The organism is Mesorhizobium ventifaucium, from assembly GCF_935822925.1.
GTDB classification, from domain to species: Bacteria; Pseudomonadota; Alphaproteobacteria; order Rhizobiales; family Rhizobiaceae; genus Mesorhizobium; species Mesorhizobium ventifaucium.
Window position 1 is genome coordinate 77932 of sequence record NZ_CAKXZS010000056.1, and the last position, 25956, is coordinate 103887.

The 25956-nt window shown below is 64.0% G+C and carries 24 protein-coding genes and 1 pseudogene; 12 read left to right on the top strand and 13 right to left on the bottom strand.

Features of this window, described 5'->3' with window-relative positions; genetic code table 11:
• Positions 1-74: 74 nt before the first annotated feature.
• The gene (locus NMG70_RS29990) at positions 75-1928 is read right to left on the bottom strand and encodes a DEAD/DEAH box helicase (protein ID WP_254027826.1); all 1854 of its coding nucleotides are present in this window, start codon (positions 1926-1928) and stop codon (positions 75-77) included.
• 437 nt (positions 1929-2365) lie between these two features.
• On the opposite strand from NMG70_RS29990, the gene NMG70_RS29995 reads away from it, so the two are divergent.
• Positions 2366-3400, top strand: coding sequence for an aspartate-semialdehyde dehydrogenase (locus NMG70_RS29995; RefSeq protein WP_254027827.1), 1035 nt, complete (start codon positions 2366-2368; stop codon positions 3398-3400).
• A 219-nt stretch (positions 3401-3619) separates the two neighbouring features.
• On the opposite strand, the gene NMG70_RS30000 is transcribed toward NMG70_RS29995, so the two are convergent.
• Positions 3620-4027 (bottom strand): ACT domain-containing protein, encoded by a 408-nt coding sequence (locus tag NMG70_RS30000; protein ID WP_254027828.1) that lies wholly within the window; start codon positions 4025-4027, stop codon positions 3620-3622.
• A 156-nt stretch (positions 4028-4183) separates the two neighbouring features.
• Between NMG70_RS30000 and NMG70_RS30005 the strand changes: the two genes are divergently transcribed.
• From NMG70_RS30005 to NMG70_RS30015, 3 genes are all read left to right on the top strand, one after another.
• The gene (locus tag NMG70_RS30005; protein WP_254027829.1) at positions 4184-5089 is read left to right on the top strand and encodes a bestrophin family protein; all 906 of its coding nucleotides are present in this window, start codon (positions 4184-4186) and stop codon (positions 5087-5089) included.
• A 123-nt stretch (positions 5090-5212) separates the two neighbouring features.
• Positions 5213-5623 carry a DoxX family protein gene (locus NMG70_RS30010; RefSeq protein ID WP_254027830.1) on the top strand — a complete coding sequence of 137 codons (411 nt, stop codon included), beginning with the start codon at positions 5213-5215 and terminating at the stop codon, positions 5621-5623.
• 153 nt (positions 5624-5776) lie between these two features.
• Positions 5777-6040 (top strand): YMGG-like glycine zipper-containing protein, encoded by a 264-nt coding sequence (locus NMG70_RS30015; protein WP_254027831.1) that lies wholly within the window; start codon positions 5777-5779, stop codon positions 6038-6040.
• 80 nt (positions 6041-6120) lie between these two features.
• Here the strand turns inward: NMG70_RS30015 and rpsP are convergent, their stop codons facing one another.
• The 7 genes from rpsP to NMG70_RS30050 form a co-directional block, all read right to left on the bottom strand.
• Complete coding sequence (rpsP, locus tag NMG70_RS30020; protein ID WP_254027832.1) at positions 6121-6522, bottom strand: 30S ribosomal protein S16; 402 nt, start codon at positions 6520-6522, stop codon at positions 6121-6123.
• A 110-nt stretch (positions 6523-6632) separates the two neighbouring features.
• Positions 6633-6959, bottom strand: coding sequence for a chorismate mutase (locus NMG70_RS30025; RefSeq protein WP_254027833.1), 327 nt, complete (start codon positions 6957-6959; stop codon positions 6633-6635).
• A 7-nt stretch (positions 6960-6966) separates the two neighbouring features.
• Positions 6967-8604: a signal recognition particle protein gene (ffh, locus tag NMG70_RS30030; protein WP_254027834.1), complete on the bottom strand. Its 1638-nt coding sequence runs from the start codon at positions 8602-8604 to the stop codon at positions 6967-6969.
• Positions 8605-9029: 425 nt separating this feature from the next.
• Positions 9030-9983, bottom strand: a complete 954-nt coding sequence (locus tag NMG70_RS30035; protein WP_254027835.1) for a CPBP family intramembrane glutamic endopeptidase — start codon at positions 9981-9983, stop codon at positions 9030-9032.
• 288 nt (positions 9984-10271) lie between these two features.
• A complete protein-coding gene (locus tag NMG70_RS30040) occupies positions 10272-10871 on the bottom strand; it encodes a DUF1236 domain-containing protein (RefSeq protein ID WP_254027836.1) in 600 nt (199 codons plus the stop codon).
• A 63-nt stretch (positions 10872-10934) separates the two neighbouring features.
• Entirely contained in the window at positions 10935-12026 is a 1092-nt protein-coding gene (locus tag NMG70_RS30045; protein ID WP_254027837.1) for a zinc-binding metallopeptidase family protein, read from the bottom strand.
• Positions 12027-12048: 22 nt separating this feature from the next.
• Positions 12049-13371 (bottom strand): flavin monoamine oxidase family protein, encoded by a 1323-nt coding sequence (locus NMG70_RS30050; protein WP_254027838.1) that lies wholly within the window; start codon positions 13369-13371, stop codon positions 12049-12051.
• Between the two features lie 255 nt (positions 13372-13626).
• Here NMG70_RS30050 and NMG70_RS30055 point away from each other — a divergent pair, with 255 nt between their 5' ends.
• Entirely contained in the window at positions 13627-14421 is a 795-nt protein-coding gene (locus NMG70_RS30055) for a lytic murein transglycosylase (RefSeq protein ID WP_254027839.1), read from the top strand.
• Between the two features lie 65 nt (positions 14422-14486).
• Here NMG70_RS30055 and leuD read toward each other — a convergent pair whose 3' ends face one another.
• Positions 14487-15092: a 3-isopropylmalate dehydratase small subunit gene (gene leuD / locus NMG70_RS30060; protein WP_254027840.1), complete on the bottom strand. Its 606-nt coding sequence runs from the start codon at positions 15090-15092 to the stop codon at positions 14487-14489.
• A 153-nt stretch (positions 15093-15245) separates the two neighbouring features.
• Here leuD and NMG70_RS30065 point away from each other — a divergent pair, with 153 nt between their 5' ends.
• Complete coding sequence (locus NMG70_RS30065) at positions 15246-15671, top strand: GNAT family N-acetyltransferase (protein ID WP_254027841.1); 426 nt, start codon at positions 15246-15248, stop codon at positions 15669-15671.
• 158 nt (positions 15672-15829) lie between these two features.
• Positions 15830-16618 carry a DUF72 domain-containing protein gene (locus NMG70_RS30070; RefSeq protein WP_367185623.1) on the top strand — a complete coding sequence of 263 codons (789 nt, stop codon included), beginning with the start codon at positions 15830-15832 and terminating at the stop codon, positions 16616-16618.
• Here NMG70_RS30070 and NMG70_RS30075 read toward each other — a convergent pair.
• Entirely contained in the window at positions 16537-17703 is a 1167-nt protein-coding gene (locus tag NMG70_RS30075; protein WP_254027843.1) for an NAD(P)/FAD-dependent oxidoreductase, read from the bottom strand. The genes NMG70_RS30070 and NMG70_RS30075 overlap by 82 nt on opposite strands.
• A 62-nt stretch (positions 17704-17765) precedes the next feature.
• Positions 17766-17885: pseudogene (locus NMG70_RS30080) on the bottom strand (two-component sensor histidine kinase); the annotation flags it as partial.
• Positions 17886-18203: 318 nt separating this feature from the next.
• On the opposite strand from NMG70_RS30080, the gene NMG70_RS30085 reads away from it, so the two are divergent.
• Positions 18204-19118 carry an HpcH/HpaI aldolase/citrate lyase family protein gene (locus NMG70_RS30085; RefSeq protein WP_254027844.1) on the top strand — a complete coding sequence of 305 codons (915 nt, stop codon included), beginning with the start codon at positions 18204-18206 and terminating at the stop codon, positions 19116-19118.
• A 3-nt stretch (positions 19119-19121) separates the two neighbouring features.
• Positions 19122-19328, top strand: coding sequence for a DUF1737 domain-containing protein (locus NMG70_RS30090; RefSeq protein ID WP_254027845.1), 207 nt, complete (start codon positions 19122-19124; stop codon positions 19326-19328).
• Between the two features lie 177 nt (positions 19329-19505).
• Here NMG70_RS30090 and NMG70_RS30095 read toward each other — a convergent pair whose 3' ends face one another.
• Positions 19506-19928, bottom strand: coding sequence for a metallopeptidase family protein (locus tag NMG70_RS30095; protein ID WP_202365292.1), 423 nt, complete (start codon positions 19926-19928; stop codon positions 19506-19508).
• Between the two features lie 173 nt (positions 19929-20101).
• Here NMG70_RS30095 and NMG70_RS30100 point away from each other — a divergent pair, with 173 nt between their 5' ends.
• The 3 genes from NMG70_RS30100 to NMG70_RS30110 are packed head-to-tail and all read left to right on the top strand — an operon-like array spanning position 20102 to position 25867.
• Complete coding sequence (locus tag NMG70_RS30100; protein ID WP_254027846.1) at positions 20102-21160, top strand: ImuA family protein; 1059 nt, start codon at positions 20102-20104, stop codon at positions 21158-21160.
• Positions 21102-22583 (top strand): DNA polymerase Y family protein, encoded by a 1482-nt coding sequence (locus NMG70_RS30105; protein ID WP_254027847.1) that lies wholly within the window; start codon positions 21102-21104, stop codon positions 22581-22583. Before NMG70_RS30100 ends, NMG70_RS30105 begins: the two co-directional genes overlap by 59 nt.
• Complete coding sequence (locus NMG70_RS30110; RefSeq protein ID WP_254027848.1) at positions 22580-25867, top strand: error-prone DNA polymerase; 3288 nt, start codon at positions 22580-22582, stop codon at positions 25865-25867. The genes NMG70_RS30105 and NMG70_RS30110 overlap by 4 nt, the downstream gene beginning before the upstream one ends.
• Positions 25868-25956: the final 89 nt, after the last annotated feature.

Below are 25956 nucleotides of genomic sequence, written 5' to 3' on the forward strand. Positions count from 1 at the left end.
GGGGGTGGGAAGGATCGCTACAGCTTCGTTTTCCGCGGCCTTCTTTGGCCACCTGTCAAGATCGCACAATTAGTTCAAGCCGGCCGCTTCTTCGACTTCTTGTGCTTCGCCGGTGCGCCTTCAAACTTCGCCTTCGCTGCCTTCCCGGCCCAGGGCTTTGCTTCGAATGCGGCGGGGCGCTGATCGGCTGACGGTGCGCGCTTCTCGAATTTGGGCGCGTTCTGGTCGAACGTCCGCTTGCCGCGGTGCGGCTTCTTGTCCGGCCGTGGCTCCTGATAGCCGGCCCGCGACAGGTCGGGCGTGCCGTCCAGCCGCTTGACCGCGATGTTGTTCTGCAACTTGCGGTCCGGGCCGATTGCCTGGAAAAACCGGTCGGCCCTATCCGCCGCGATCTGCACGAAGGTTTCTTCCGGCTGCATCTTGATGGCGCCGATCTCGCGCTTGGAGATGCCGCCGGTCCGGCACAGCATCGGGATCAGCCAGCGCGGCTCGGCATTCTGCCTGCGTCCCACCGACAGCGAGAACCAGACGCTGTCGCCGAAATCGTCGCGGCGGCTTGGCGCCTCGTCGCGACGGACAGATCTATCGCCAGAGGGCCTGTCGCCCGACGGCGTGAACGGAGCGACGTCCAGGAGATCCTCGGGCGCCGAGCGGCTGGAACGGCACAGACGCAGGAAGGCGGCGGCCACCTGATCGGGGCGGTGCTGCTCAAGAAGCGCGTTGATGAAGCCGCGCTCCTCTTCCTTCACAGGCTCGCTGAAAACCGGGTCGGCGAGGATGCGCTCGTCGTCGCGGCGCAGGACGTCGTCGGCCGAAGGCGGGCTTGCCCATGTCGCCGCAAGGCCAGCGCTTTGCAGCAGCCGTTCGGTGCGCCTGCGGGCATTGTTGGGCACGATGAGCGCGCTGACACCCTTGCGTCCCGCCCGTCCCGTCCGCCCGCTTCGGTGCAGAAGCGTCTCCGGATTGGTCGGCAGGTCGGCGTGGATCACCAGTTCGAGGTTGGGCAGGTCGATGCCGCGCGCCGCCACGTCGGTGGCGACGCAGACTTTTGCGCGGCCGTCGCGCATCGCCTGCAGCGCGTGGCTGCGCTCGTTCTGGCTCAGCTCGCCCGAAAGCGCGACGACGGAAAAGTTTCGGTTGTTGAAGCGCGCGGTCAGGTGATTGACGGCGGCGCGCGTGTTGCAGAACACCAGTGCGTTCTTCGCTTCGTAATAGCGCAGCACGTTGATGATGGCATTTTCCCGGTCGGCCTGGGCTACGCTCAGCGCCCGGTATTCGATGTCGAGATGCTGCTTCTCCTCGCCGGCGGCCGAGATGCGCACCGCATCGCGCTGGTAGCCTTTGGCCAGCGTGGCGATGGAGCGCGGCACCGTGGCCGAAAACATCAAGGTGCGACGCTCGGCCGGCGCGGCGTCGAGGATGAATTCCAGATCCTCGCGAAAGCCGAGGTCGAGCATCTCGTCGGCTTCGTCCAGCACGACTGCCTTCAGCTCGGACATGTCGAGCGAATTGCGGGTGATGTGGTCGCGCAGCCGGCCGGGCGTGCCGACAACGATATGGGCGCCGCGCTCCAGCGTGCGGCGCTCGGTGCGCATGTCCATGCCGCCGACGCAGGACGCTATCGCTGCGCCGGTCAGGTCATAGAGCCATTCGAGCTCGCGCGTCACCTGCAAAGCGAGCTCCCGCGTCGGTGCCACGGCCAGCGCCAGCGGTGCTGCGGCTTGGGAAAAGCGCTCGGCGCCGTCGAGAAGGGTCGGTGCCAGAGCCAGCCCGAAGGCCACGGTCTTGCCGGAGCCGGTCTGGGCGGAAACCAGCGCATCGGCCTGCCCGAGCTCGAGAACCGCCTTCTGCACCGGCGTCAGCTCGACATAGCCGCGTTTTTCCAGCGCCTTTGCCAGCGCGGGGACAAGTGCTTCGAAATTGGACATATGCTTCTTTCGGAATTCGGATTCTTTTATGCCCGGCAATGGGTCATCCGTCGGCGAGCACCAGGAGCGCCACGAGCCAAACGATCCAATCGTTCGTACTTCGCGCCGCCGCCATTGTACAGGGCAAGCCGCCTCGCTGCGTCGCGATTGACTCTTCGCCTAAACCGCGTAAAAGCCGGCACCGAACGGGATAGTTTCGATGCGCGGCCTTTTAATGGCGCTTCTTGCATTCGACTTCCCCGGCCGCAATGCGAACCATTGGGCCGGGCGCGTCGGCGCGTCTCCTCGTTCCAGCAAAACTACGGCTAAAACGACCACTAAAACGGTCTGATTCCCTTGGCCTAACCACCCTCTCCCGGGTCCGGCCCGGGGGTTGAAACCCGCATCGGCCGGCGGGTTTTCTCCAAAAAACCGAGCGGAGAGGACAGGAGATTTCGATGAGTTTCAAGGTTGCAATCGTCGGCGCCACGGGCAATGTGGGCCGGGAAATGCTCAACATACTGGAAGAGCGCGGCTTTCCGGTAAGCGAGGTGGTGGCGCTGGCCTCGCGGCGCAGCCAGGGCACGGAAGTGTCGTTCGGCGACCGCACGCTGAAGGTCAGGACGCTCGACCAATATGATTTTTCCGACACCGACATCTGCATCATGTCGGCCGGCGGCAATGTCTCGAAGGAATGGTCGCCGAAGATCGGCAAGCAGGGCTGCGTCGTCATCGATAATTCGTCGGCCTTCCGCTACGACCAGGACGTGCCGCTGATCGTGCCGGAGGTGAACCCGGACGCGATTTCGCAGTTCACGCGCAAGAACATCATCGCCAACCCGAACTGCTCGACGGCCCAGCTGGTCGTGGCACTGAAGCCGTTGCACGACTTCGCCACCATCAAGCGCGTCGTCGTCGCCACCTACCAGTCGGTCTCCGGCGCCGGCAAAGAAGGCATGGACGAATTGTTCACGCAGACGCGGGCCGTGTTCGTCGCCGACCAGGTCGACGTCAAGAAGTTCACCAAGCGCATCGCCTTCAACGTCATCCCGCATATCGACGTCTTCCTCGACGACGGCTTCACCAAGGAAGAGTGGAAGATGGTCGCCGAGACCAAGAAGATGCTCGACCCCAAGATCAAGCTGACGGCGACCTGCGTGCGCGTGCCGGTGTTCATCGGCCATTCGGAAGCGGTCAACATAGAGTTCGAAAAGCCGATCACCGCCGAGGAAGCACGTGAGATCCTGCGCGAAGCGCCAGGCTGCCAGGTTCTCGACAAGCGCGAGGACGGCGGCTACATCACGCCGCTGGACTCGGCCGGCGAGGACGCCACCTTCATCTCGCGCATCCGCGAGGATTCGACCATCGACAACGGCCTGTCGATGTGGATCGTCTCCGACAATCTGCGCAAGGGCGCGGCACTCAACGCCGTGCAGATCGCGGAGCTGCTGATCGAGCGCGGGCTGATCCAACCGAAGAAAAAGGCGGCTTGATTCTCGCTCACGGCTTGGCCTTCGGCCGATTTAGTTTTCGCTCACGGCCGTATCGCCGCTGCCGCGGCGGGCCCTCCGCGGGGGCGCCGGATGACCGGCGGCCTGCGGTCGCGGGCTCGGCCTTCGGCCGGTTAGCCCCTTCTCTCCGTCTTGCGGGGAGAAGGTCCCGGCAGGGGGATGAGGGGCAGCGCCCACATTTCCAGACACAAGGCGCCCGCCTCACCCACGATTCTCTTCCGCCAGCTTCGTCAGTATCGCCACCGCCTCTTCCGCCCGATCGGCCGGGACAAACAGATGGTCATGATAGAAGGCCGAGACCGGATTGACGCCTATGCCGGCGGCGGCAAGACGCGTGGTGATGGCGGCGAGGAAGCCTACCGCCTCCAGCGACGAATGGATGTTCAGCGTCACCATGCGGCAGCGAAACACGATCTCCAGGCCAGCGGCCGTGGCTTTCTCCTCTAGCGCGATCACCGTCGTCCCCTCGCGCTCGCGAAACAGCATCACTGGCTCAAAGGCGTCTGGTACGGGCGCATCGGGCGGCAACGTGTCGAAGACGTGGATGCCGGGACGCAATTCCGGCGTCATCGTTGCCAGCAGTTTCTTCAGATCGGTCTCGCCGGCCATCGATTCCTCCCGAATGTCTTGCGGATTTTCGATAACGTGCTCGGTCCCAGGCCGGCAAGACGACATCGCCATGTCGCTGGCGGTTGGGCTTGTGCGTGGATTGCATCGCACAATGGAACCGATCAGGATCATTGCCGGTCCGTGAAAGGGGTTTCGATGATCGTTCGCCCGCGCCCGGGATTCTTGCATCTGTTCTTCATCATGCGCGGCTCGGTGGTGCCGCGCATCCTGCCGCAGATCTTCGGCTTCGGCGTCTATGGCGCGCTGGTGGTGCTGGCGGTCAGGGCACTGAAGCTTGACTTCGGCAATGCCGGCCCCGCACCGTTCGCCCTGCTCGGTGTGGCGCTGTCGATCTATCTCGGCTTCCGCAACAACGCCGCCTATGACCGCTGGTGGGAAGCGCGTAAGCTGTGGGGTCAGCTTGTCTTCGACATTCGCAATCTGGCGCGCGCCAGCACCGGGCTGATCGAAAACCGGGCGGAACTGCGCGGCCTGCTGATGGAGGCGATCGCCTTCTGCCACTTCCTGCGCGGCCTGCTTCGGCGGGTGGACGCAGCGTCGGACGCACGCGCGTTCATCGGCGACGAAGCCGAATGTGCCGCCAAGCTGGCCAACCCGCCCGACGCCTTGGTGCGGCGGATGGGCGAGCGAGCCGCCGCGCTGTACAAGGCCGGCGCGATCGACGTCATGGGCTACCGCATCCTCGACGAGCGCCTGTCGCAAATCGCCGCAGCGCAGGCCGGCTGCGAGCGCATCATGGGAACACCGCTTCCGTTTGCCTACACGCTGCTCTTGCAGCGCACCGCCTATATCTTTTGCCTGCTGCTGCCGTTTGGGCTCGCCTCGACTGCCGGGTGGGCGACGCCGCTGTTCACGGCGCTGATCGCCTACACCTTCTTCGGCCTCGACGCGCTCTCGGAGGAACTCGAGGACCCGTTCGGCACCGAGGCCAACGACCTCGCCCTCGACGGCCTGTGCCGCGTCTGTGAAATCTCGGTGTTCGAGGCCCTCGGCGAGGCGCCGCCAAAAATGATCCCCGCCGAAAAATACTATTTCTCCTAGGGTTTGTTCCCACGCTCATGGCAGCGCCGTGCGCTCAAAAGATCGTAGGCGTGTCGGATCGCCGCCTCACGCGCGTCCTTGGTTCGACCTTCGCCAAGAGGGCTCGAAACAACCGGAGGACCAATGACCATGTCTCAAACAGCATCCGTCACGCCGGGCGCGCTGTGGACCGGCCGAGGGCTCAGCGCCCTCATCGTGCTGTTCATGATCTTCGACGGCGTCATCAAGCTGCCGCCGCTCGATGTCGTCACCCAGACCATGGTGCAGCTCGGCTGGCCGGCCGATCCCAATGTCTCGCGCATGCTCGGCATCATCGGACTGGTCTCGACCGCGCTCTATGCGGTGCCGCGCACCTCGGTGCTTGGCGCCATCCTGCTCACCGCCTACCTCGGTGGCGCCATCGCGACGCATATACGTATCGGCAGCCCGCTGTTTTCGCACACACTGTTCGGCGTCTATCTCGGCTTCGTCTTGTGGGGTGGCCTTTTCCTGCGCAACCCCAGGGTGCGCGCGCTGATCGCGCTCAGCCGATAGCGGCGACTTCAAAAGCCGTTCGATGGCGGTCGCGTCGCCAGAGATGGCGCGGTCTGCCGCCACCCTTCTTCTTTGACTTTGGATCAAATCGCCCGGTTGCAAGTTAGAAGATGTGGCGGCGAGGACGGAAAACCCCGTTTGAGAGGAACGACAATGAAGAAACTGGTAGTCCTGATGGTATTGGCAACCTCACTCGCAGCCTGTTCCCGGACAGAACAGGGCGCGGCGGTCGGTGGCCTAGGGGGCGCTGCTGTCGGCGCTGCCGTTGCAAACGATCCGGTGGAGGGAGCTGTTGTTGGTGGTGCCGTCGGCGCCGTCGCCGGCGCACTGATCGGTCGTGCTACCGAACCCGGCCGGTGCCGCTATCGCGGTCGCGATGGGCGCGTCTACATCGCCCGCTGCCCTGAAGGCTATTGATCGGGCCGCGTCATAAGTCGGACGAAACAGCAAAACGGCGGACAAAGGCGCCCGCCGTTTCGTAGGGGATAAAAAGCAGATTATTCGGCGGTCGCGGGTTCCGCCTCGGCCGGCGCCGCTGCCGCGGCGGCAACAGCGGCGGCTGCATCGTCCTGCGCCTTCTTCAGAAGTGCGGCGCGTTCCTGCGCCTTCTTGCCGGGCTCGGCCTTCTTCGGGTTGGAGCGGGTCTCACGCTTGGCAATGCCGGCCTCGTCGAGGAAGCGCAGCACGCGGTCGGTCGGCTGGGCGCCGTGCGAGAGCCAATGCTTGACGCGGTCGGCGTCGACCTTGACCCGCTCGCCGTCCTTGGGCAGCAGCGGGTTCCACGAGCCGAGCGACTCGATGAAACGGCCGTCGCGCGGCGAACGGGCGTCGGCGACGACGACGTGGTAATAGGGACGCTTCTTCGAGCCCGCACGGGCAAGTCGGATTTTCAGTGGCATTTCTTTCTCCTAAAATTCTGATTTTCGTTGATCGGGGTTATGACTGTTGTCTTTATGCATGTCGTTGTCCCAAAACCGCTGCGCACTTTTTGGGCGACATACACTGGTCCTCAGCCGGTTTTCGTTACGCCGTTGGATGCGGCGATATGCTCGTGATGCCGGATCACTTCACGGACGACGAAGTTCAGGAATTTCTCCGCGAAATCCGGGTCGAGATGGGCGTCCTTCGCCAGTTGGCGAAGGCGGGCGATCTGCTGCTGCTCGCGTGCCGGATCGGCCGGCGGCAGGCCATGCGACGCCTTCAGCTTGCCGACCGCCTTGGTGCAGCGGAAACGCTCGGCCAGCATGTGGATGAGCGCTGCGTCGATGTTGTCGATCGAGGCGCGGTAGTCGACCAGCGCCGCACGTGCGTCGGCCATGTCCTTTTCTTCGTTCATCGCGCCCTCACTTCTTCTTGCCGGGGCCGTTCTTGCCAAGCATTGGCAGACCGCCGCCAGATCCCGGCAAACCAGGAAGCTTCATGCCGCCGGGCAGCCCAGGCAGGCCACCGCCACCTGAAAGGCCAGCGGGCAGGCCCTTCATGCCGCCGAGACCGGCTGCCTTCGCCTGCTTCTGCAAGGCTTCGAGCTGCTTGGGGTCCATCTTGGACAGGTCCGGCATACCGCCGCCCATCATGCCGCCCGGGCCACCCATGCCGCCCATACCCCCCGGCATCATGCCGCCGAGGCCCATCTTCTGGGCCAGGCCGCCCATCATGCCGCGCATCAGGCCACCGCCTTTGCCCTTGCCGCCCATCGCCTTCATCATGTCGGCCATGCCGCGATGCATCTTCAGGAGCTTGTTGATCTCGGCCGCGTCGGTGCCGGAGCCGGCGGCGATGCGCTTCTTGCGCGAGTGCTTCAGAATATCGGGGTTGGCGCGCTCCGCCTTGGTCATCGACGAGATTATGGCGAGTTGGCGGCCGAACATCTTGTCGTCGAGACCGGCGGCAGCCATCTGATCCTTCATCTTGCCCATGCCCGGCATCATGCCCATGATGCCGCCCATGCCGCCCATCTTCGACATCTGCTGAAGCTGGCCGGCAAGGTCGTTCAGGTCGAACTTGCCCGACTGCATCTTCTTGGCCATCGCCGCCGCCTGCTCGGCGTCGATGTTTTCGGCAGCCTTTTCGACGAGGCTGATGATGTCGCCCATGCCGAGGATGCGGTCGGCGATGCGCTTGGGATGGAATTCCTCCAGCCCGTCCATTTTCTCGCCGGTGCCGATCAGCTTGATCGGCTTGCCGGTGACGGCGCGCATGGAAAGTGCTGCACCACCACGGCCATCACCATCCATGCGGGTCAGCACCAGCCCGGTGATGCCGACGCGCTCATCGAAGCTTTTCGCCAGATTGACGGCGTCCTGGCCGGTCAGCGAATCGGCAACCAAAAGGATCTCGTGCGGCGACGACACCTTCTTGATGTCGGCCATCTCGACCATCAGCGGCTCGTCGATATGGGTGCGGCCGGCGGTGTCGAGGATGACGACGTCGTGGCCGCCGAGCTTTGCCGCCTGCACGGCGCGGCGGGCGATGTCGACCGGCGTCTGGCCCCCGACGATCGGCAGCGTGGCGACCTTGACCTGCTCGCCGAGTTGACGGAGCTGCTCCTGCGCCGCGGGACGCCGCGTGTCGAGCGAGGCCATCAGGACCTTCTTGTTCTGACGCTCGGTGAGACGCTTGGCGATCTTGGCCGATGTCGTGGTCTTGCCGGAACCCTGCAGGCCGACCATCATGATGACGACCGGAGCCGGTGCATTGAGGTCGATGGCGACGCCCTCGGCGCCCAGCATCTCGACCAGCTCGTCATGGACGATCTTGACGACCATCTGCCCCGGCTTGATCGACTTCAGCACGGCGGCGCCGACGGCCTTCTCGCGCACCTTGTCGGTGAAGGAACGCACCACTTCCAGCGCAACGTCGGCCTCGAGCAGCGCACGGCGCACCTCGCGCAGCGCCGCCGAGACATCGGCCTCGGACAGGGCACCGCGGCCGGTGAGGCCGTTCAGGATCGAACCAAGGCGCTCTTGCAGGGTCTCAAACATTGGTCAAACCGCTGTGCGAGAGCGCCTTGGATTCATGCTGATCCCCGTCGGGCCTGCGGCCCTCTACGCCTCTTGTGCGTTCCTGCAGTGATTCAAGCATTCTTTTTCCTTTTCCCTGGCACCCGGATGATGCCCGAGAGGTAATGCGTTCGCGCCTACTATCCAACTCAAAGCCGTCCAGGCAAAAGCCCAAAGCCAAAAAGCACCCGGGGGCGCACAGCGCTGCCGGATGTTGGCCTCCAGGATCTATTTACAGCACGTCACCTCAAACAGGCTTCGGCGTCCCGGTCGGCTTGCTCGGAGGGATACTCGTCGCGGAATTCGCGGCGTGTAGACAGGAAATCGGCCGCGGAGTCAAGGTGGGGGGCCGAATACTCTGAACCGGGCCGGTTCGGTTTATGGCAGCACCACCAGCGTGATGCGCATCAGCTTGGGCCGCCAGGGTGCGAAAAATCAGGCTCGACCTTCAGCGGCGAGCGCGGGTGCAGGAGCAACAGAACAGTCAACAGGCTGCAGACGATGCCGATCGCCGCGATGAGGACGGCATCAAGCGTCGTCCAGCCGGGACCTTCGAGCGGCTTGGCGTTGAACAGGGCGAAGGAATTGTAGCTTTGCTGATGTGAAATCAGCAGGAAGCCGGTCAGATTGTTGCCGACGTGGGCGCCGAAGGCCGCGCCGAGATTGCCCGTGGCATAGACCACCAGCGTCAGGACCAGCGCAAAAGCAGCGATCGAGGCCAGCACACAGGCGTTGATGGCGGTCGTCGAGCTTGGGCTCCAATGCATCACAGTGAACAGAAGTCCTGGCAGCAGCGCCCAGATGAACGGGTTTTGAAACCGATTGGCCAGGCCCCTGAGGAGATAGCCGCGAAACAGCACCTCTTCGGACGAGGTCTGCAGCAGGGTCAGCGCGGCGATCGGGATCAGGAACAGCAGCCAGGACGACAGGGCGATCGCACCGCGCGCAATGTCGGGCTGCAAGAGGTAGAGCAGGATCTCGGAGAGCAGCGATGTGACCAGCACCGCGGCCAATCCCCTAAAAAATCCCGAACGCGAAACGCGGCGGCTGGTGCCGATCAGCGCCATCAGCGGCTCGCGATGGACCCAGCGCATGGCTGCCCACAGGCCGAGCCAGATTCCGGCAAAGGAGGCGAGCGCGGCGAGGATCCCGGCGGGCGAGGCCATGAAATTCTGCACCGCCCCTCCTTCTATCACGGCGCCAGACAATGCTTGCCAGAGATAGGCGCCGCCGAACAGCACGGCGATGGTTGTCGCGACCCAGAACAGGACGACGACCACCGTTCCGAGCAGGAGCCGCGGCAGGGTCGTCTTGGCGTGGGGAGTATGCCGGTAGCGCTCGAAGGCGGCAGGGTCTATCACGCGGGCTCACAGGCTGGTGCTTCGAGTCGCATGATCTAGTCGATCGGTTCGTGCCGCGCAATCGTCACGGTTATCGCTCCAGCCATCCCTTCTGGCGTTTGCGCCGCCCCTCACCTGCCTGCCGGCATCCTCTGCCCGTAAACGGGGAGAGGGGCGCTCTCACCAACGATTTCGCTAATCGCCAGCATTGCAGGAAAGGTCCTTCTCCCCGTCACTATACGGGGAAGTGCCCGGCAGGGCGATGAGGGCAGCGCCAACCTCGACAATTGGTGGTCTCTAACGGCACCGTCAGCGCTCGACATACATGATGCGTCGGGTGCCCGGATCGACCAGTGCCGGCTGACCGTTCACATAGACATAGCGGTAGTCATAGTCCGGGATCTCGCGCAACTCGACAGTATCCGGTAAGGTCGCACCGGTAACCACCTCGCCCTCGAGATAGACCGGGTCGATCCGGTTGGTCTCGATATAGGTGCGAACTTCGGCCGGCGGCCGCCTGATCGGCTCGATCGGCTCGCCAGCGACGATCGCTCCGGTATAGATGTCGGGATCGTCGACGTCGGCGGGCGCTTCGACGATGGTAATGTCTGCGTCATCAGGGCGTTCCGTCAGGACGACCTTGTTGCCGCCGAAATCGGCCGTCACATAGTCGGAATAGATCCAGCCTTGGCCATTGGCCTCGGCGATGGTGCACCATTTGCTGTTTCGGATGCAGCCATCAAGCGTTGCCGACTGGCCGGCGGCGAGCACACCGATGACCGGGTATTGCGGGCCGGGGCCGGCGCGTACGTTGAGATCGGTGACAGCCGAGACGGCGGTATCAGCCAAGGCTGTGCCCGACATGGCGACAAGCGCTCCGGCGACAGCAGGAAATAGTATGCGCTTCATGGTTTCGCTCCGTTTTGATGGTCCCTCACGAACGAAAACGAAACAGGGCTTCACGCGTTCCGGCTAAAACGCCTCGGCCGGCTCACGTTTTGTTCCGGTTTCTTTCACGGCAGTCAGGAGTTCATGAACGAAGGCCAGCTTCCGTGCGGTCACCTCCGAGATCACGAAGGGATAAAGGTCCGGCAGGCCCATGCAGCGGTTGATCGAGTTGGACGCTTCCGACAGCACCAGCCAGCGGGCCAGGATCTTTTCGAACGGTTCGGGAACGGCGGCAGGTTCCGACGGCGCCGGTTGCAGCTCGCCGCCGGTGTCGCTGCGCGACAGCTCGTTGGCCTCTACCGTTTCCAGTCGGCCGAGCGGGAAATTCAGCGCATGCACCATCTCCAGCGTATCGGTGATGTGCAGGTGGTGTGCCCATGTCTCGGCCCAGTCCTCCCAGGGATGAGACGTGGCATAAGCAGAAATGTGGTCCTGCTGCCAGTCGGGCGCAGCACCTTTGGCATGGTAGGTCTTCAGCGCCTGCTCGTAATCAACGCGCTCGTCGCCGAACAATGCGCGGAAGGCGGCAAGCCGTTGCGAGTCGTCGCGGATCAGGCGGTCCCAGTAATAGTGGCCGAGCTCATGGCGGAAATGGCCGAGCAACGTACGGTAGTTCTCGCCCATCTCGACGCGCCGTCTTTCGCGCTCGGCCGAGTCCGCCTCGGCGACATTCAGTGTGATCAGGCCGTTGTCATGGCCGGTCAGGATGCGCGCGCCCCCTGGGCCGCCGATCGGATCGGCGAGAAAGTCGAAGGCGAGGCCGGCCTCGTCGCCGGCGTTCCGCTTGGGCACGACCGGCAGTCCGGCGGCGAGCAGCGAATAGATTGCCCGCTTCTTTGCCGCTTCGACGCGGATCCAGCGACGGCGGTTGCCATCCACCGAAAGGTCGGGGATCAACTGGTTCAGCTCGCAGGCGCGGCAGAAGGCATGGCCAGGTTCCGCCATCCAGTTGCAGGCGCACTCGTCGGCATTTGTGCACTGGAAAACGCCGCCGGCGCCTGACAACACGAAGCGCGCATCCCCGGGATCGTAGAGCACGGGGCTGGCGCAGTTCAGGCACTGGGCGTTCTCGAAATAGAGGCGGTGGCCGCAATGCGGGCAATTGAAGAGCTTCATCCCAATCTCAAATCACCAGGTCTCAAATCATCAGCCCGGATATAGTGCGGAGCGGCATATCGCCCAAACGCCTGTCGGCGACAGGCGTTCCTGCCAACGCTATTTTGCCGCAAGCTGCGCGGCGACCGTTCTCGCCACCGCCTCGCCCGATAGCCTGGCGCCGCCGCAGGTCTGCATCAGCGGACCGGCCAGGTGCTCGCCGGCGAAGAAGATTTTTTCCGCCACCGGCTGCATCAGCGTTGCGCGCGCCTGCGAACGGCCGGGGCGGGCCGCAGCATAGGCGCCGCACGAACCGCTCGCCGCCCCAATTGGTCATCATGGCGCGCCCGACATGTTTTCTGACGTCGCCTCCGAATATGGCGCACAGCCGGTCGACGACGAAGTCGACACCTGCCGCCTCGCCCGCCGCCGACATTTCCCAGGCGAAATCGCCGCCGACGAATCCGATCATCAGGTCGAGGTCGAAGGGAAAGCAAAGGAAGTAGATGTCGTGCCTGGCCAGCCGTTCGATCAGCAGGTCGTCGAACGGCCCAAGCCCGAGCCTTGTGCCCCTGATCTCGACCGGCAGCTTGGTCAGCATGCCCATCGGCAGGTCGAAGAAGGCAGCGAAATGCCTGTCTGGCAGCGCCGGTGCGAATTCGATCTCCTCGAAGGCGAGCACCGCCGGCGACGCGGTGACGATGGCCGCCTTGGCGCGAATAGTGCCGCGATCGGTGACGCAGGCGACGCCGGGCACGTCCCAGAGGATTTTCCGCACCGGCGTCGACAGCTCGACCGGCACGTCGGCGCCGAATCGGGCGACCAGCGCGCCGAACCCCTCCTTGGTGAAATAGTTCGGATCGAGATCGGCGGCGGCCTGAAAGTCGCGGATCGATATCTCGTCCTCGTCGGCGCCGAAGTCCATCGGCCCGGCAAAGGTGGCGGCGGCGCGCGGCGCATGGCCTTTGGCGAGCAACGCCGAAAGCCGGTCGTCGTCACCTACCTTGACCTCATGCGCGGCCAGCAGCTCGAACAGCCTGCTATCGGCCGCCTTCATTGCGGCCTCTTCGTCCTCGCTCGCCTTTCGGTTGCGATAGTAGAGATGATCGATATTCATGTCGTGATGGTGAAGCGTCCAGCGGGCGGCTTGCGCCTCGGGAAAGTAGGGATTGCGGTCGGCCGCGTGCAGCCAGGCGCAGCCGATGTCGAAAGGAACACCGAAATGCTGGTCGCTGGTCCAGGCGCGGCCGCCGATACGGTTCATCGCTTCGACCAGCTTGAAGGAAAGGCCGGCCGCACGCAGGGTCTTGGCGGCGGAAAGTCCCGCCGAGCCGGCGCCGATGACCACGACGTCAACGTCTTCCATGAATATTCCAGCCCCCGCCACAATAATTACTTGATCGTAAGCAAGTTCTCCGGCATTCGCCAGCGCTGCGGCGGCGATGCGTAAACGACTTCTTAGCGCGGCGGCTCGAAAATCGGGTTCGGTTCTCGGAAAGCACGATGCGCTGATTGTAAAGTGTTGGAGCCGACTGCGTCCAAGTGGGCGCACGTGTGACAAGCGGGCGTTTCGCTGGCAAATTCGTATTCGGGACAAGATCCAGGCAACCAGGAGAGAAACATGGCATTTTTTGCCAAGGCAAAGATTTTCGCAGCGGCGGCATCGATGACGCTTGCGGCGGCAACTGCGGCACAGGCCGCCCAATGCGGCAATAATGGCGCGGGCTTCGAAGCGTGGAAGGCGGAGTTCGCGCAGGAAGCAAGGGCCAGCGGTGTAGGCTCGAAGGGTCTGGCCGCTCTGGCTAGCGCGACCTACGCAAAAAGGACGATCGCCGCCGACCGCGCTGTCCACAAGGCTTTCGGCGGCTCGGTGGAAGCTTTCATGAAGCGCCGTGGCGCGTCCACGATCATTTCCAAGGGCCGTTCGCTGAAAAAGTCGAACGCGGCGCTGTTCGACAAGATCGAGCGGACCTACGGCGTGTCGCCGGGTGTGTTGCTCGCCATCTGGGGTATGGAAACCGGCTTCGGTTCCTTCCTGGGCAAGCAGAATACGGTCTCTGCCATTGTAACGCTTGCCTATGATTGCCGCCGCCCGGAGTTCTTCTACCCGCATGCTGTTGCAGCCCTGAAACTGGTCGATCGCGGCGCGTTGAGCGCCTCGTCGGTCGGCGCCATGCATGGCGAGATTGGCCATACGCAGTTCCTGCCCGGAAATGTCTTGAAGTACGGGGTCGGCAACAAAAATCTGCGCGACAAGGGCACTGCGTTGGCTTCCACTGCCAACTTCCTCAGGGGCCATGGTTGGCAGGCCGGCGCGAGTTCTGAGGCGAATATGGGCGCAATTGCCGGCTGGAATTCCGCGAGCGTCTATCAACAGGCCATCGCTCGCATCGCCACGGCGATCGACGGCGAGTGATACAAGTTTCTATTCGACAAAAAAGCCCGGCCATGCGCCGGGCTTTTTTGTTGGTGGCCTCGCGTTCAGGCCCAGGGCCGCAGCTCGGCGTTCTTCTTCTCGAACGAGGCGATGGCGTCGGCCTTCTCCATGGTCAGGCCGATATCGTCGAGGCCGTTCAAGAGGCAGTGCCGCTTGAAGTCGTCGAGGTCGAACTTGACCACGCCGCCGTCCGGCCCGCAGATTTCCTTGGCCTCGAGATCGATCGACAGCGTCGCGTTGGAGCCGCGCGAGGCGTCGTCCATCAGCTTCTCCAGGTCCTCGGGGCTGACGGTGATCGGCAGGATGCCGTTCTTGAAGCAGTTGTTGTAGAAAATGTCGGCGAACGAGGTCGAGATGACGCAGCGTATTCCGAAATCGAGCAGCGCCCATGGCGCATGTTCGCGCGACGAGCCGCAGCCGAAATTGTCGCCGGCGACCAGGATCTGCGCCTTGCGATAGGCCGGCTTGTTGAGCACGAAGTCGGAGTTTTCCGAACCATCGTCCTTATAGCGCATTTCGGCAAACAGTCCGCTGCCGAGCCCGGTGCGCTTGATCGTCTTGAGGTAATCCTTCGGGATGATCATGTCGGTATCGACGTTGACGATCGGCATCGGCGCGGCAACGCCGGTGAGCTTGGCGAATTTTTCCATAGGTCTTGCCCGTCTTGTTTTCGCTGCGGGGATGTGTTGGCGCCCGGTTTACACAAAGCTGCAGGCAAATAAAAGGCGGCTGTTTTCGGCCGGCCTTGGTCCTGGAGCACAGACCGCTTCAAAACCGCCGCCCTATGGTGCAACTTGGCCGGCATGACAACACGTCCCAAAGTCCTCTACGCCAGCGAACCAGCCCTCGACGCAGCCGAGTTTCGCCGCGTGTTGGTGGAATCCGGCCTCGGCGTCACCCGGCCTATCGATGACGACCTCCGTCTGAAGGCGATGCTTGCCAATGCCGATCTGGTGTTGACGGCGCGCCTCGATGCGCCTGGCAAGCCGCTGATTGGCCTCGCCCGAGGCATCACCGACTTCTCGTGGGTGTGCTATATTTCCGAGCTCGCCGTTTGCAAATCGGCGCAAGGGCTCGGCATCGGCAAGGGCCTGCTCGACGAAGCGCGGCGGCAGCTCGGGCCATCCGTCGCCATTTCACTGATTTCCGTGCCCGACGCCGTCGGCTTCTACGAACGGATCGGCATGGCGCGCATGGCCGACGCCTTCTGGTTCGGACGCGAGCGCTGACGGGACGCATTATTCTGCCGGCGGGAGCCAAGCAGCGGCCGAGCACGCGGAATGGTGGTGACAGGTGAGCGCCGGCCGCATGGTCTCGGCCTAGTACACTCCCTTGACCTGCGCAGTGCCCTGTCCACATCTCCGGCATGGAAAAGCATCGATGCTTCGTGGGCACGGCCGGTTGGAGCATCCCGTCGCGTTACAAGGATCTTTTGCCGGGTTCCGGGGCGCATCTCGAGCGTTACTCCGGCCGTCTTGCCGGCGTCGAAATCAATTCATCCTTTTATAAGCCGCACCGCCGTGAGACCTATGAGCGTTGGACGCATTCGGTCCCGGAAGATTTCCGCTTCAGCGTGAAGGTGCCCAGGGCAGTGACACACGAGCATCGGCTTGCCGACTGCGAAGACCTGATCGAGGCATTCCTCGGGCAGGCCGGAGGCCTAAGCCCGAAGCTCGCTGTGCTGCTAGTGCAGTTGCCACCCAGCCTGTCCTTCGAGCCGCGTGTCGCTGAGGAGTTCTTCGGTTTGTTGCGAAAGCAAACCGGCTCGAAAATAGCCTGCGAACCTCGTCATGCGAGCTGGTTCGAACAGGACGCCGATGCGCTTCTGACCGGCTTCCGTGTAGCGCGTGTGGCAGCCGATCCGGCTCGCGCCCCCGCTGCAGCCACGCCATCCGGCTGGCCGGACCTGGTCTATTTCCGCCTGCATGGCGCGCCGCGTATCTATTACTCGGACTATGACACTGAAAGCCTGGCCGCGATCAGGCAGCGGCTGGATTCGGCGAGTGCGGCGGGCGCTGAGGTCTGGTGCATTTTCGACAACACGGTTAAGGGTAATGCGCTCGGCAACGCCCTTGCCGTAGACGCGATGGCGCCTCAAATCACGTTCAATTCCCGAAACGCGCGCCCCTCTGCGACGCGCTCATACCCAAACGCCGAGCAGTCCACCGTGCGGTAGACGCCATGCACGATCAGCTCGGCCAGCGCCTTGCCGACCGCCGGCGCCTGCTGCAGGCCGTGGCCGGAAAAACCGTTGGCGAAGAGGAAATTCCCGACTTGCGGATGCGGGCCGATCACCGCGTTCTGGTCGAGCGTGTTGTAATCGTAATGGCCGGCCCAGGCGCGCGTCGGCTTGATCGCCTCGAAGGCGGGGATGCGGGTCGCCAGCACCGGCCAGATAACCTCTTCGAACAGCGGCCAGTCGGGCTCGAAATCGCCGGGATCGGCGGGGCTGTCGCCCTCTCCCGGTTCGGCCCCGCCGGTGATGTAGACCGAGCCTTCCGGCCTGACATAGATGCCTGAGGGATCGACCAGCAGCGGCATGTCGTCATATTTCTCGCGCGCCTCGAAGATGAAGACACTGCGCTTGCGCGGCTCCACCGGCAGCACCAGTCCGGCCATTGCGGAAACCTTGCCGGCATTCGGCCCGGCGGCGTTGACGACGATGCCGGCGTCGAGCCGCTCGCCATTGTCGAGGTTTACCCCGGTGACGCAGTCGCCCTGCCGTTCGATGCCGGTCACTCCAGCGGTGATGAAATCGATCTTGTTCTCCCGCAGCGCCTTCCGGAACAGCATCAGCATGGCATGCGCGTCGAACCAGCCCTCGCCCGTGCGGCCATAGGCGCCGGCGGTGATGCCCTCGGCCGACAGCCACGGAAACCGGCGGACGAGCGCCTCCGCATCCTCAAGCACGATGTCGGCGCCCTCGGCCATCTGCGTCTGGTGATTGGCCTTGAGGATCGGCAGTCCGTTGTCGCCGGCAAGGATGAGATAGCCGCCTTCGCGAAAGCCGATATCGGCGTCGGCCCCGAATTCTTCCGTAAGCCGCCGGAACAGTTTCAGCGTGAACTGCGACAGGCGGATGTTCTCAGGGATCGAAAACTGCTGGCGGATCGAAGCGCAAGACAGCGTCGTCGCCGCATGGGCGAACTGCGGGTCGCGCTCGACCAGCGCGATCGAGCCTGAAAACCCTTCCTCGCGCAGATAATAGGCGATCGAGGAGCCGACGATGGCTCCGCCGATGATGACGACGTCGTAGCGCACTTTTTCGCTTCTCCAGTTCCAGAGCATGATCCCGAAAACCGGCTTTCGGATCAGGCTCCAATTCATGCAGCCGGCAGGATGATCTCGAAGCGCGCGCCGCGCTCGGAGTCAACCAGGCGTATCGTGCCATCATGAGCTTTCAGGAGGGCCAGAACGATGCCGGGGCCCATGCCGCTGCCGCCGCATGGGCCTTTCTCGCTCTTGCATACCACCCTTTTCGCCGGCCGAAATGCAGGCAGCGAGGCGGGTCCGAGGAGATTTTCCAAGTTTTATGCAGTTTTTGTGCAGGGCTATCGCTCCAGGCAAAACATTCCGGAGTAGGGCCGTCGGCGAAACTGCCGATCCTCCCCTTTGCGGGGGAGATCGGATGTCGCTTCGGCTTTCGCCAAACAAACGTTGGAACGCAGCGATAAGGGGCTAATTCAAACCTGAAGCGATTGGCCCTGGATGTTGGGGCCAGACGGCTTGCCTCAACCGGCCGCAGGCGGCATAGATCTGAGATGACCGAAACCTACCGCCCGCGCCGCTCGGTGCTTTACGTCCCGGCCTCGAACGACAAGGCGCTGGCCAAGATCTCGTCGCTGGCCTGCGATGCCGTCATCATCGATCTTGAAGACGCCGTCGCCCCGGCCGACAAGCTTTTCGCACGGGAAAAGCTGGCCGGCATCTTCGCCAACCGGCCTGGCCGACGCTGGGAAATGGTCGTGCGCATCAACCCGCGCTCCAGCGAATGGGGCGCCGACGATTTGCTGGCTGCGGCAAGCTGCGAGCCCGACGCCATCCTACTGCCCAAGGTCGACACGCCACGCGATGTCCTGGAAGCCGGCGACGTGCTCGACGACAATTTTTCACCCGACGAGGTGAAGCTATGGGCGATGATCGAAACGCCCAAGGCGCTGCTCAACATCGGCCCGATCGCTGAGCTTGGCCGCGATCCGGCCTCGCGGCTAGTCTGTTTCGTTGCCGGAACGAACGATCTGGTCAAGGACACCGGCATTCTCGCCACGCCCGACCGGCGCTATCTCACGCCGTGGCTGATGCAGATGGTGCTCGCCGCGCGCGCCGGCGGCCTCGATCTGCTCGACGGTGTCTTCAACGATTTCCGCGATCTGGATGGTTTTGCGCGCGAATGCGCGGAGGCGGCCGCCATGGGGTTCGACGGCAAGTCGCTGATCCACCCGGCCCAGATCGATGCCGCAAACCGCGCCTTCGCGCCATCTGCCGAAGCGGTGGCCGAGGCGCGCTCGGTGAAGGAGGCCTTCGCGCTGGCCGAAAATGCCGGCAGGCAAGTCATTGCGCTGAATGGAAAAATGCTCGAACGGCTGCATCTGGCGCAGGCCGAGAAACTGCTGGCGAAGGCGGCCGCCATCGGGGCATGCCAGCGGGGCATGATTGGCAACTCACCACAGGAATGAAAAATGAAACTCTACCGCTTTCTGTCCGGCCCGGACGATTCCAGCTTCTGCCACAAGGTGACGGCGGCGCTGAACAAGGGCTGGCACCTGTTCGGTTCGCCGACCTATTCCTACGATAAGCAGACCAAGAGCATGCGCTGTGGCCAGGCCGTGGTGAAGGATGTCGAGGGCCAGGAATACGGGCCCAGCACCAAGCTCAGCGATTGGTAGATCTGCAAAGCTCGACGCAGGGTGTGTTGAGATTCAGGTCAGGCCGCGCCGGAGTCGAAGACGGGCGCGAAGCGACCAGACTGGGTAGTTTCCGAGAACCGGAGCGGAGCGTACTTTTGGGTACGTGAGCAGGGAACTGCCGTTCGCAGGCCGGCATCACCTGAATATCAGCACAGCCTATTCGGCCGCCTCTTCGATCCGCTCCATATCGTCGTCCGACAGGCCGAAATGGTGGCCGATCTCGTGGATCAGCACATGGGTGACGATGTCGCCCAGCGTCTCCTCGTTCTCGGCCCAGTAGTCGAGGATGGCGCGGCGGTAGAGCGTGACGCGGTTCGGCCCCTCGCCGGTCTGCGGATTCCAGCGCTCGGCGATGCCGCGCCCCTCGAACAGGCCGAGCAGGTCGAAAGGCGTTTCCAGCGACAAATCGTCCATGATCTCGTCGGTCGGGAATTCGGCGATCTGGATGACGATCTCGCCGGTCAGCTTGCGAAATTCCTCCGGCAGATGGGCGTAAGCCTCCAGCGCCAGGAACTCCATTTCCTCCATCGACGGCGAAAGCTCGCCGTGCCAGGTACGGGTCTTGTAGATGCGGGCCATGCTTTGTCCTTCTGATCCCGGCATATAGGCTTTCGCGCCGGACTCGGCAAATGGCCAGGTTGCCGCCACGCGCGGGCAGGAATAAATTCCCCATGACTCCGCTTGACTCTTCGGGCGCCCTCTGGAATCTATTAGAACATAGCAGGAACAATTGTGAGTGGAAGCTGACCGTCATGGCGACAAGCGCCGTGGCGCGGGAGACTGTTTTTGCCCTGCGCCGCCAGATCGCGAAGATCGAGGGAACGCTGCCCGAGCGCCTGCAGGCGCCGGCCGGCGCAGCCCCCGTTGATGCGGATGTCACGCCCCGGGATCCAACAGCTGATGTCACGCCCGGGGATCTGACAATCGTCCGCCGCGGCCTCGCCGTGGCGCCGCCCGATGCGTTTCTGCGTACCGGCGCCGAAGGTCTCGACGCCGCGCTCAGCGGCGGCCTGCCGAAGGCGGCGCTGAGCGAGATCCATGGCGCCGCGACCCGCGATGCCGGGGCCGTCGCCGGCTTCGCCCTGTCGCTCGTCAGCCTGATCCTCAAACAGGGGCCGCGACTGCCGGTCCTGTGGATCGGCACCGCGGAAATCTTCCGCGAGGCCGGCTTCCCCTATGCCAGAGGGCTTCATCGTCTTTTCGGCATCGAGCCGGAGCAATTGCTGTTTTCCGAGGCGCCAAGGCTCCTCGACGCGCTGTGGACCGCCGAGGAGGCCGCCCGGATGACGGCGCTCGCCGCCGTCATCCTCGAAATCCGCGGCAGTCCGCAGCGGCTGGACCTCACCGCGACGCGGCGGCTGCACGCCCGGGCACGGAGCGCCGGCCGGCCGGTGTTCCTGCTCCGCCAGGCCGGCGAACCCGAGCCGACGGCGGCACCCGTCCGCCTCGTCCTGTCGGCGGCGCCGTCGGCACCGCGCGAGACGATCGCCGGGCCGCTCGCCGGCTCGATCGGCCGCCCCGCCTTCACCGTCAGCATCGGCAAGAGCCGCACCGCCTTGCCGGGACAATTCACACTGGAGTGGAACCCCGATGAACGCAGTTTCGAGGAAAGAAGGGCCAAGGAAGGACGAGCGAGGCAAGAACGGGCAGCGAATCCTGTCGCTGTGGTTTCCGCATCTCGCCGCGGAAAGAATCCTGCGCCAGCGTCTGGGGCGGTCCTGGCGTTCCCGACCGTCGGATCACCTGCCGCTGGTGATCAGCCATCGCCAGGCGAACGCGCAGCGCATCGCCGCCCTCGACGAGCGGGCTGAGGCGCTTCATCTGAAGCGCGGCATGGGCATAGCCGACGCGCGTGCCATGCATCCGTCGATCGACGTCGTGGAAGCCGATCCCGAGGCCGACCGCCGCCTGCTCGAAAGCCTCGCCGACTGGTGCGACCGCTACACCCCGCTGGTGGCGATCGACGCAGCCGACGGCCTGTTCCTCGACGTCACCGGCTGCACCCATCTTTTCGGTGGCGAACGGGCGATGCTGGACGACATCCTGTCGCGCTTTTTCCATCAGGGTTTCGATGTCCGCGCCGGTCTTGCCGCCACACCAGGTGCGGCCTGGGCGGCAGCGCGGTTTTCTGGTGACCGCATCGTTCCCGGTGGCGAGGAGGAGGCGCTTCTCGCACCCTTGCCGCTGGCGGCGCTGCGCATCGGGCCTGACATCCGCGCCAGCCTGGAAAGCGTCGGCCTGCGCACGGCAGGCGCCGTCATGGCAGCACCGCGCGCGCCGCTCGCCCGCCGCTTCGGCACATCGCTGCTTTTGCGCCTCGACCAGGCGCTCGGCCGCCTCGACGAGGCGGTGTCGCCGCGCCTGCCGGTGGCGCCGCTTTCGGTCGAACGCCATCTCGCAGAACCCATCATGCTGACCGACGAAATAGAGCGGCTGGTGAAAATGCTGGCGACGACATTGAAGGCGGACCTCGAGCGCCGCGGCGAGGGCGCAAGAAGGCTGGCGCTGCTGCTCTTCCGCGTCGACGGCGCCGTCAGCCGCATCGCCGTCGGCACCTCGCGGCCGTTACGCGAGCCGTTGCTGATCCAGAAATTGTTCCACGAGAGGCTTGCCGCGCTCGAACAGGATATCGATGTCGGCTATGGCTTCGATCTCGTGCGCCTCTCGGTCCTGTCGGCCGCGGCCTTCGACATGCAGCAGGCGGATCTGACCGGCGAAACGCGCGACGACGGCGCCGACATCGCCCTTTTCGCCGACCGCATCCGCGCCCGGCTCGGCGAAAGCGCGGTTTTGAAACCGGTCGCCGTCGAGAGCCATCTGCCGGAGCGCGCCGTCGCCATGCTTCCCTATGCGGAGGCGCCGCAAAGGGTCTCTCCGCCGAAGAAGCCGGGCAAGATACAAGACACTTCCTCCAAGCCTGTCTTTCGGCCGGAACGGCCGATCCGGCTGTTCCGTTCGCCCGAGCCGATCGAGGTGCCGGCCACCGAAATGCCTGAGGGACCGCCGCTGAACTTCCGCTGGCGGCGCGCGCTCTACCGGGTAGCGCGCGCCGAAGGGCCGGAACGCATCGCCCCGGAATGGTGGCGGGAGGCAGCGGGGCCGGAAGACGCGCCGACCCGGGATTATTTCCGCATCGAGGATAGCGACGGCCGCCGTTACTGGCTTTATCGCCAGGGTCTCTACGGCGCCTCTCAACTCCCGCCGCGCTGGTTCATGCATGGGGTCTTCGCATGAACGCGCTGGCGGCCGTTCCCTATGCCGAATTCGGCATCCAGTCGAATTTCTCGTTCCTGCGCGGCGCCTCGAAACCGGAGGAGCTGGTGGTCGCGGCGAAGTTCCTCGGCTTTTCGTCGATCGGGCTTGCCGACCGCAACACGGTGGCCGGCGTCGTGCGCGCCTGGCAGCAGGCCAAGGTGGAAGGTCTTTCCTATCATCCCGGCTGCCGCCTGGCTTTTTGTGATGGCACGCCCGACGTTCTCGCCTATCCGCAGGACCGCAAGGGCTGGGGCCATCTGTGCCGCATGCTGACGCAGGCCAATATGCGCGACGACAGCGAAAAGGGCGCACCGCTTCTCTATCGCGACGATCTTTTCGAATGGGGCGATCTCATGTCGCTGGCGATCCTGCCGGATCTGTCGACGCCGGCGCAAAATGATCTCAGGCTGGTTAGCCGCCTCAAGGATCGCTTCGGCAAGACCCTGCGGCTTGCCGTTTCGCCGGATTATCACGGCAACGACCGCTACCGTATCGAGCAGGCGGCTGCCATGGCTGAGGCATCAGGCATTCCGCTGATGGCGACCAATGACGTTCTTTACCATACGTCCGAACGGCGCCGGTTGCAGGACGTGCTGACGGCGATCCGCCTCAACCTGCCTGTTGCCGAAGCGGGGCTGGAACTGGCGGCCAATGCCGAGCGCCATTTGAAGCCGCCAATGGAGATGGCGCGGCTGTTCCGGCGGCATCCGCACGCACTGGCGCAAACGCTGCGCTTTGCCGGCGAATTGAGCTTCTCTCTCAGTGACCTCCAATACAACTATCCCGACGAACCGACGGAATCGGGCCTCGGGGCCCAGGCCGAACTGGAAAGGCTGGCTCGGGAGGGAGCCGCGATACGCTACCCCTCGGGCGTTCCCGCCGATGTGACCAAGCGCATCCGCGAAGAGCTCGATTTGATCGAGCGCCTGAACTACGCGCGCTATTTCCTGACTGTCTACGACATCGTCAAATTCGCCCGCAGCCAGGGCATACTCTGCCAGGGGCGTGGCTCCGCGGCCAACTCGGTGGTCTGCTATTGCATCGGCATCACCGAAGTGGGGCCTGAGCGGATCGATTCGCTTTTCGAGCGTTTCATTTCCGAGGAAAGAAACGAGCCGCCCGACATCGATGTCGATTTCGAGCATGAAAAGCGCGAAGAGGTCATCCAGTATATCTACTCGAAATACAGCGCCAAGCGCACCGCGCTTGCCGCGGCCGTCGTCAGCTACCGGGGCCGGTCGGCGATGCGCGAAGTGGCCAAGGCGATGGGCCTGTCGGACGATGTCAGGAGCGCGCTGTCCAGCTCGATCTGGGGCTGGTCGTCCTCGGAGCTCGGCGAAAAGGAGACCAAGGCCGGCGGCCTCGATCAAACCGATCCGTCGACAAGGCATGTGATCGAATGCGCCAACGAGATCATGGGCTTTCCCCGTCATCTGTCGCAGCATGTCGGCGGCTTCGTCATCACCAGGGATCGGCTCGACGAGATCGTGCCCATCATCAAGACGGCGATGGACGAACGCAAGATGGTCGAGTGGGACAAGGACGATCTCGACGCGGTGAAAATCCTCAAAGTCGACGTGCTGGCGCTCGGCATGCTGACCTGCCTGCAGCGCGCCTTCACGCTGCTTAGGGATTATTATCCCGATGCGCGGGATGACTATGGCCGGCCCTATGTGCTGGCCACGCTCCCGCCGGAGGACAAACATGTCTACGACATGATCTGCCGTGCCGACACGATCGGCGTCTTCCAGATCGAATCGCGCGCCCAGATGTCGATGCTGCCGCGGCTCAAGCCGAAAACATTCTATGACCTCGTCATCGAGGTGGCGATCGTGCGGCCCGGCCCGATCCAGGGCGACATGGTCCACCCCTATCTGCGCCGCCGGCAGGGCAAGGAAAAACCCGAATACCCCAAGCCGGAGCTGGAAGAGATACTCGGCAGGACGCTGGGCGTGCCGCTGTTCCAGGAGCAGGCGATGAAGATCGCCATTGTCGCCGGCGGCTTCAGGCCGGGCGAGGCCGATGAACTGCGCCGCGCCATGGCCACCTTCAAGCGCACCGGCACGATCGGCAATTATCGCAAGCGGATGGTCGACGGCATGGTTTTGCGGGGCTACGAAAAGGACTTCGCCGAGCGCTGCTTCAAGCAGATCGAGGGTTTTGGCGAATATGGCTTTCCCGAAAGCCACGCCGCCTCCTTCGCCCTGCTGGTCTATGCCTCCTGCTGGTTCAAGACCTTCTATCCCGACGTATTCTGCGCCGCGATCCTGAATTCCCAGCCGATGGGGTTTTATCAGCCGGCTCAGCTTGTCCGCGACGCGCTCGACCATGGCGTCGAAATCCGCGAGATCGACGTCAATTATTCTGGTTGGGACTGCGCGCTGGAGGAAGTGCCTTTCGACCCGGTCCGCATCCTCGACCGCCATGCCCAGATGCGCGGCGTCATCCGGACCAATCATGCCGTCCGGCTGGGTTTCCGGCAGGTCAAGGGCCTGTCGAAGGAGCGCATGGAGGTGTTTGTCGCCAGACGCGGCGACGGCTACGCAACCGTTCGCGATGTCTGGCTGCGCTCAGGCCTCTACGTCGACGAGATCGAGAAGCTGGCGCAAGCCGACGCTTTCCGTTCGCTCGGCCTCGACCGCCGCGACGCCTTGTGGGCGGTCCGCGCGCTCGACGGCAGGAGTGCCGCCGAGACCCTGCCGCTGTTCGACCAGCCGGGGATCCGCTTGCGCGATCTCGAGCCCGCGACCAGGCTGCCGACAATGCCGCTCGGCGAGCACGTCGTCCACGACTACCGTTCGCTCGGCCTGTCGCTGAAGGCGCATCCGCTGGCCTTTCTGCGCCAGCGGCTGGATCGTTCCGGCGTCACCCCCAATGCGCGCCTCGGTCAGGTTCGGGACGGCAAGCGCGTTTCGGTAGCCGGCCTTGTCCTGGTGCGGCAGCGGCCAGGTAACGCCAAAGCGATTTTCCTGACGCTGGAAGACGAGCAAGCGGTCGCCAACGTCATTTTCTGGGAAAGGACCTTCAACCGCTACCGGCCCATTGTCATGGGCGCGCGGCTGGTCCGCGTCACCGGCAAACTGCAGTCGGAATCGGACGTCATCCATATCGTCGCCGAGAAGGTCGAGGATCTGACACCTTGGCTGTCCGTGCTTTTGGAGGAGGAGCTCGATTTACCTGTCGTGCAAAACGACCGGCAGGATATCGCGACGCTATCCGGGAAAGCAGAAAGTGTCATGCCCAAGGGGCGTAATTTTCAATAGGGCATGGTGCGGCGGTGCACAATCTTGCGAAATGCCGGCGGGACAGCGCCCTGGACAGCGCCCCCCTCTGCCCTGCCGGGCATCTCCCC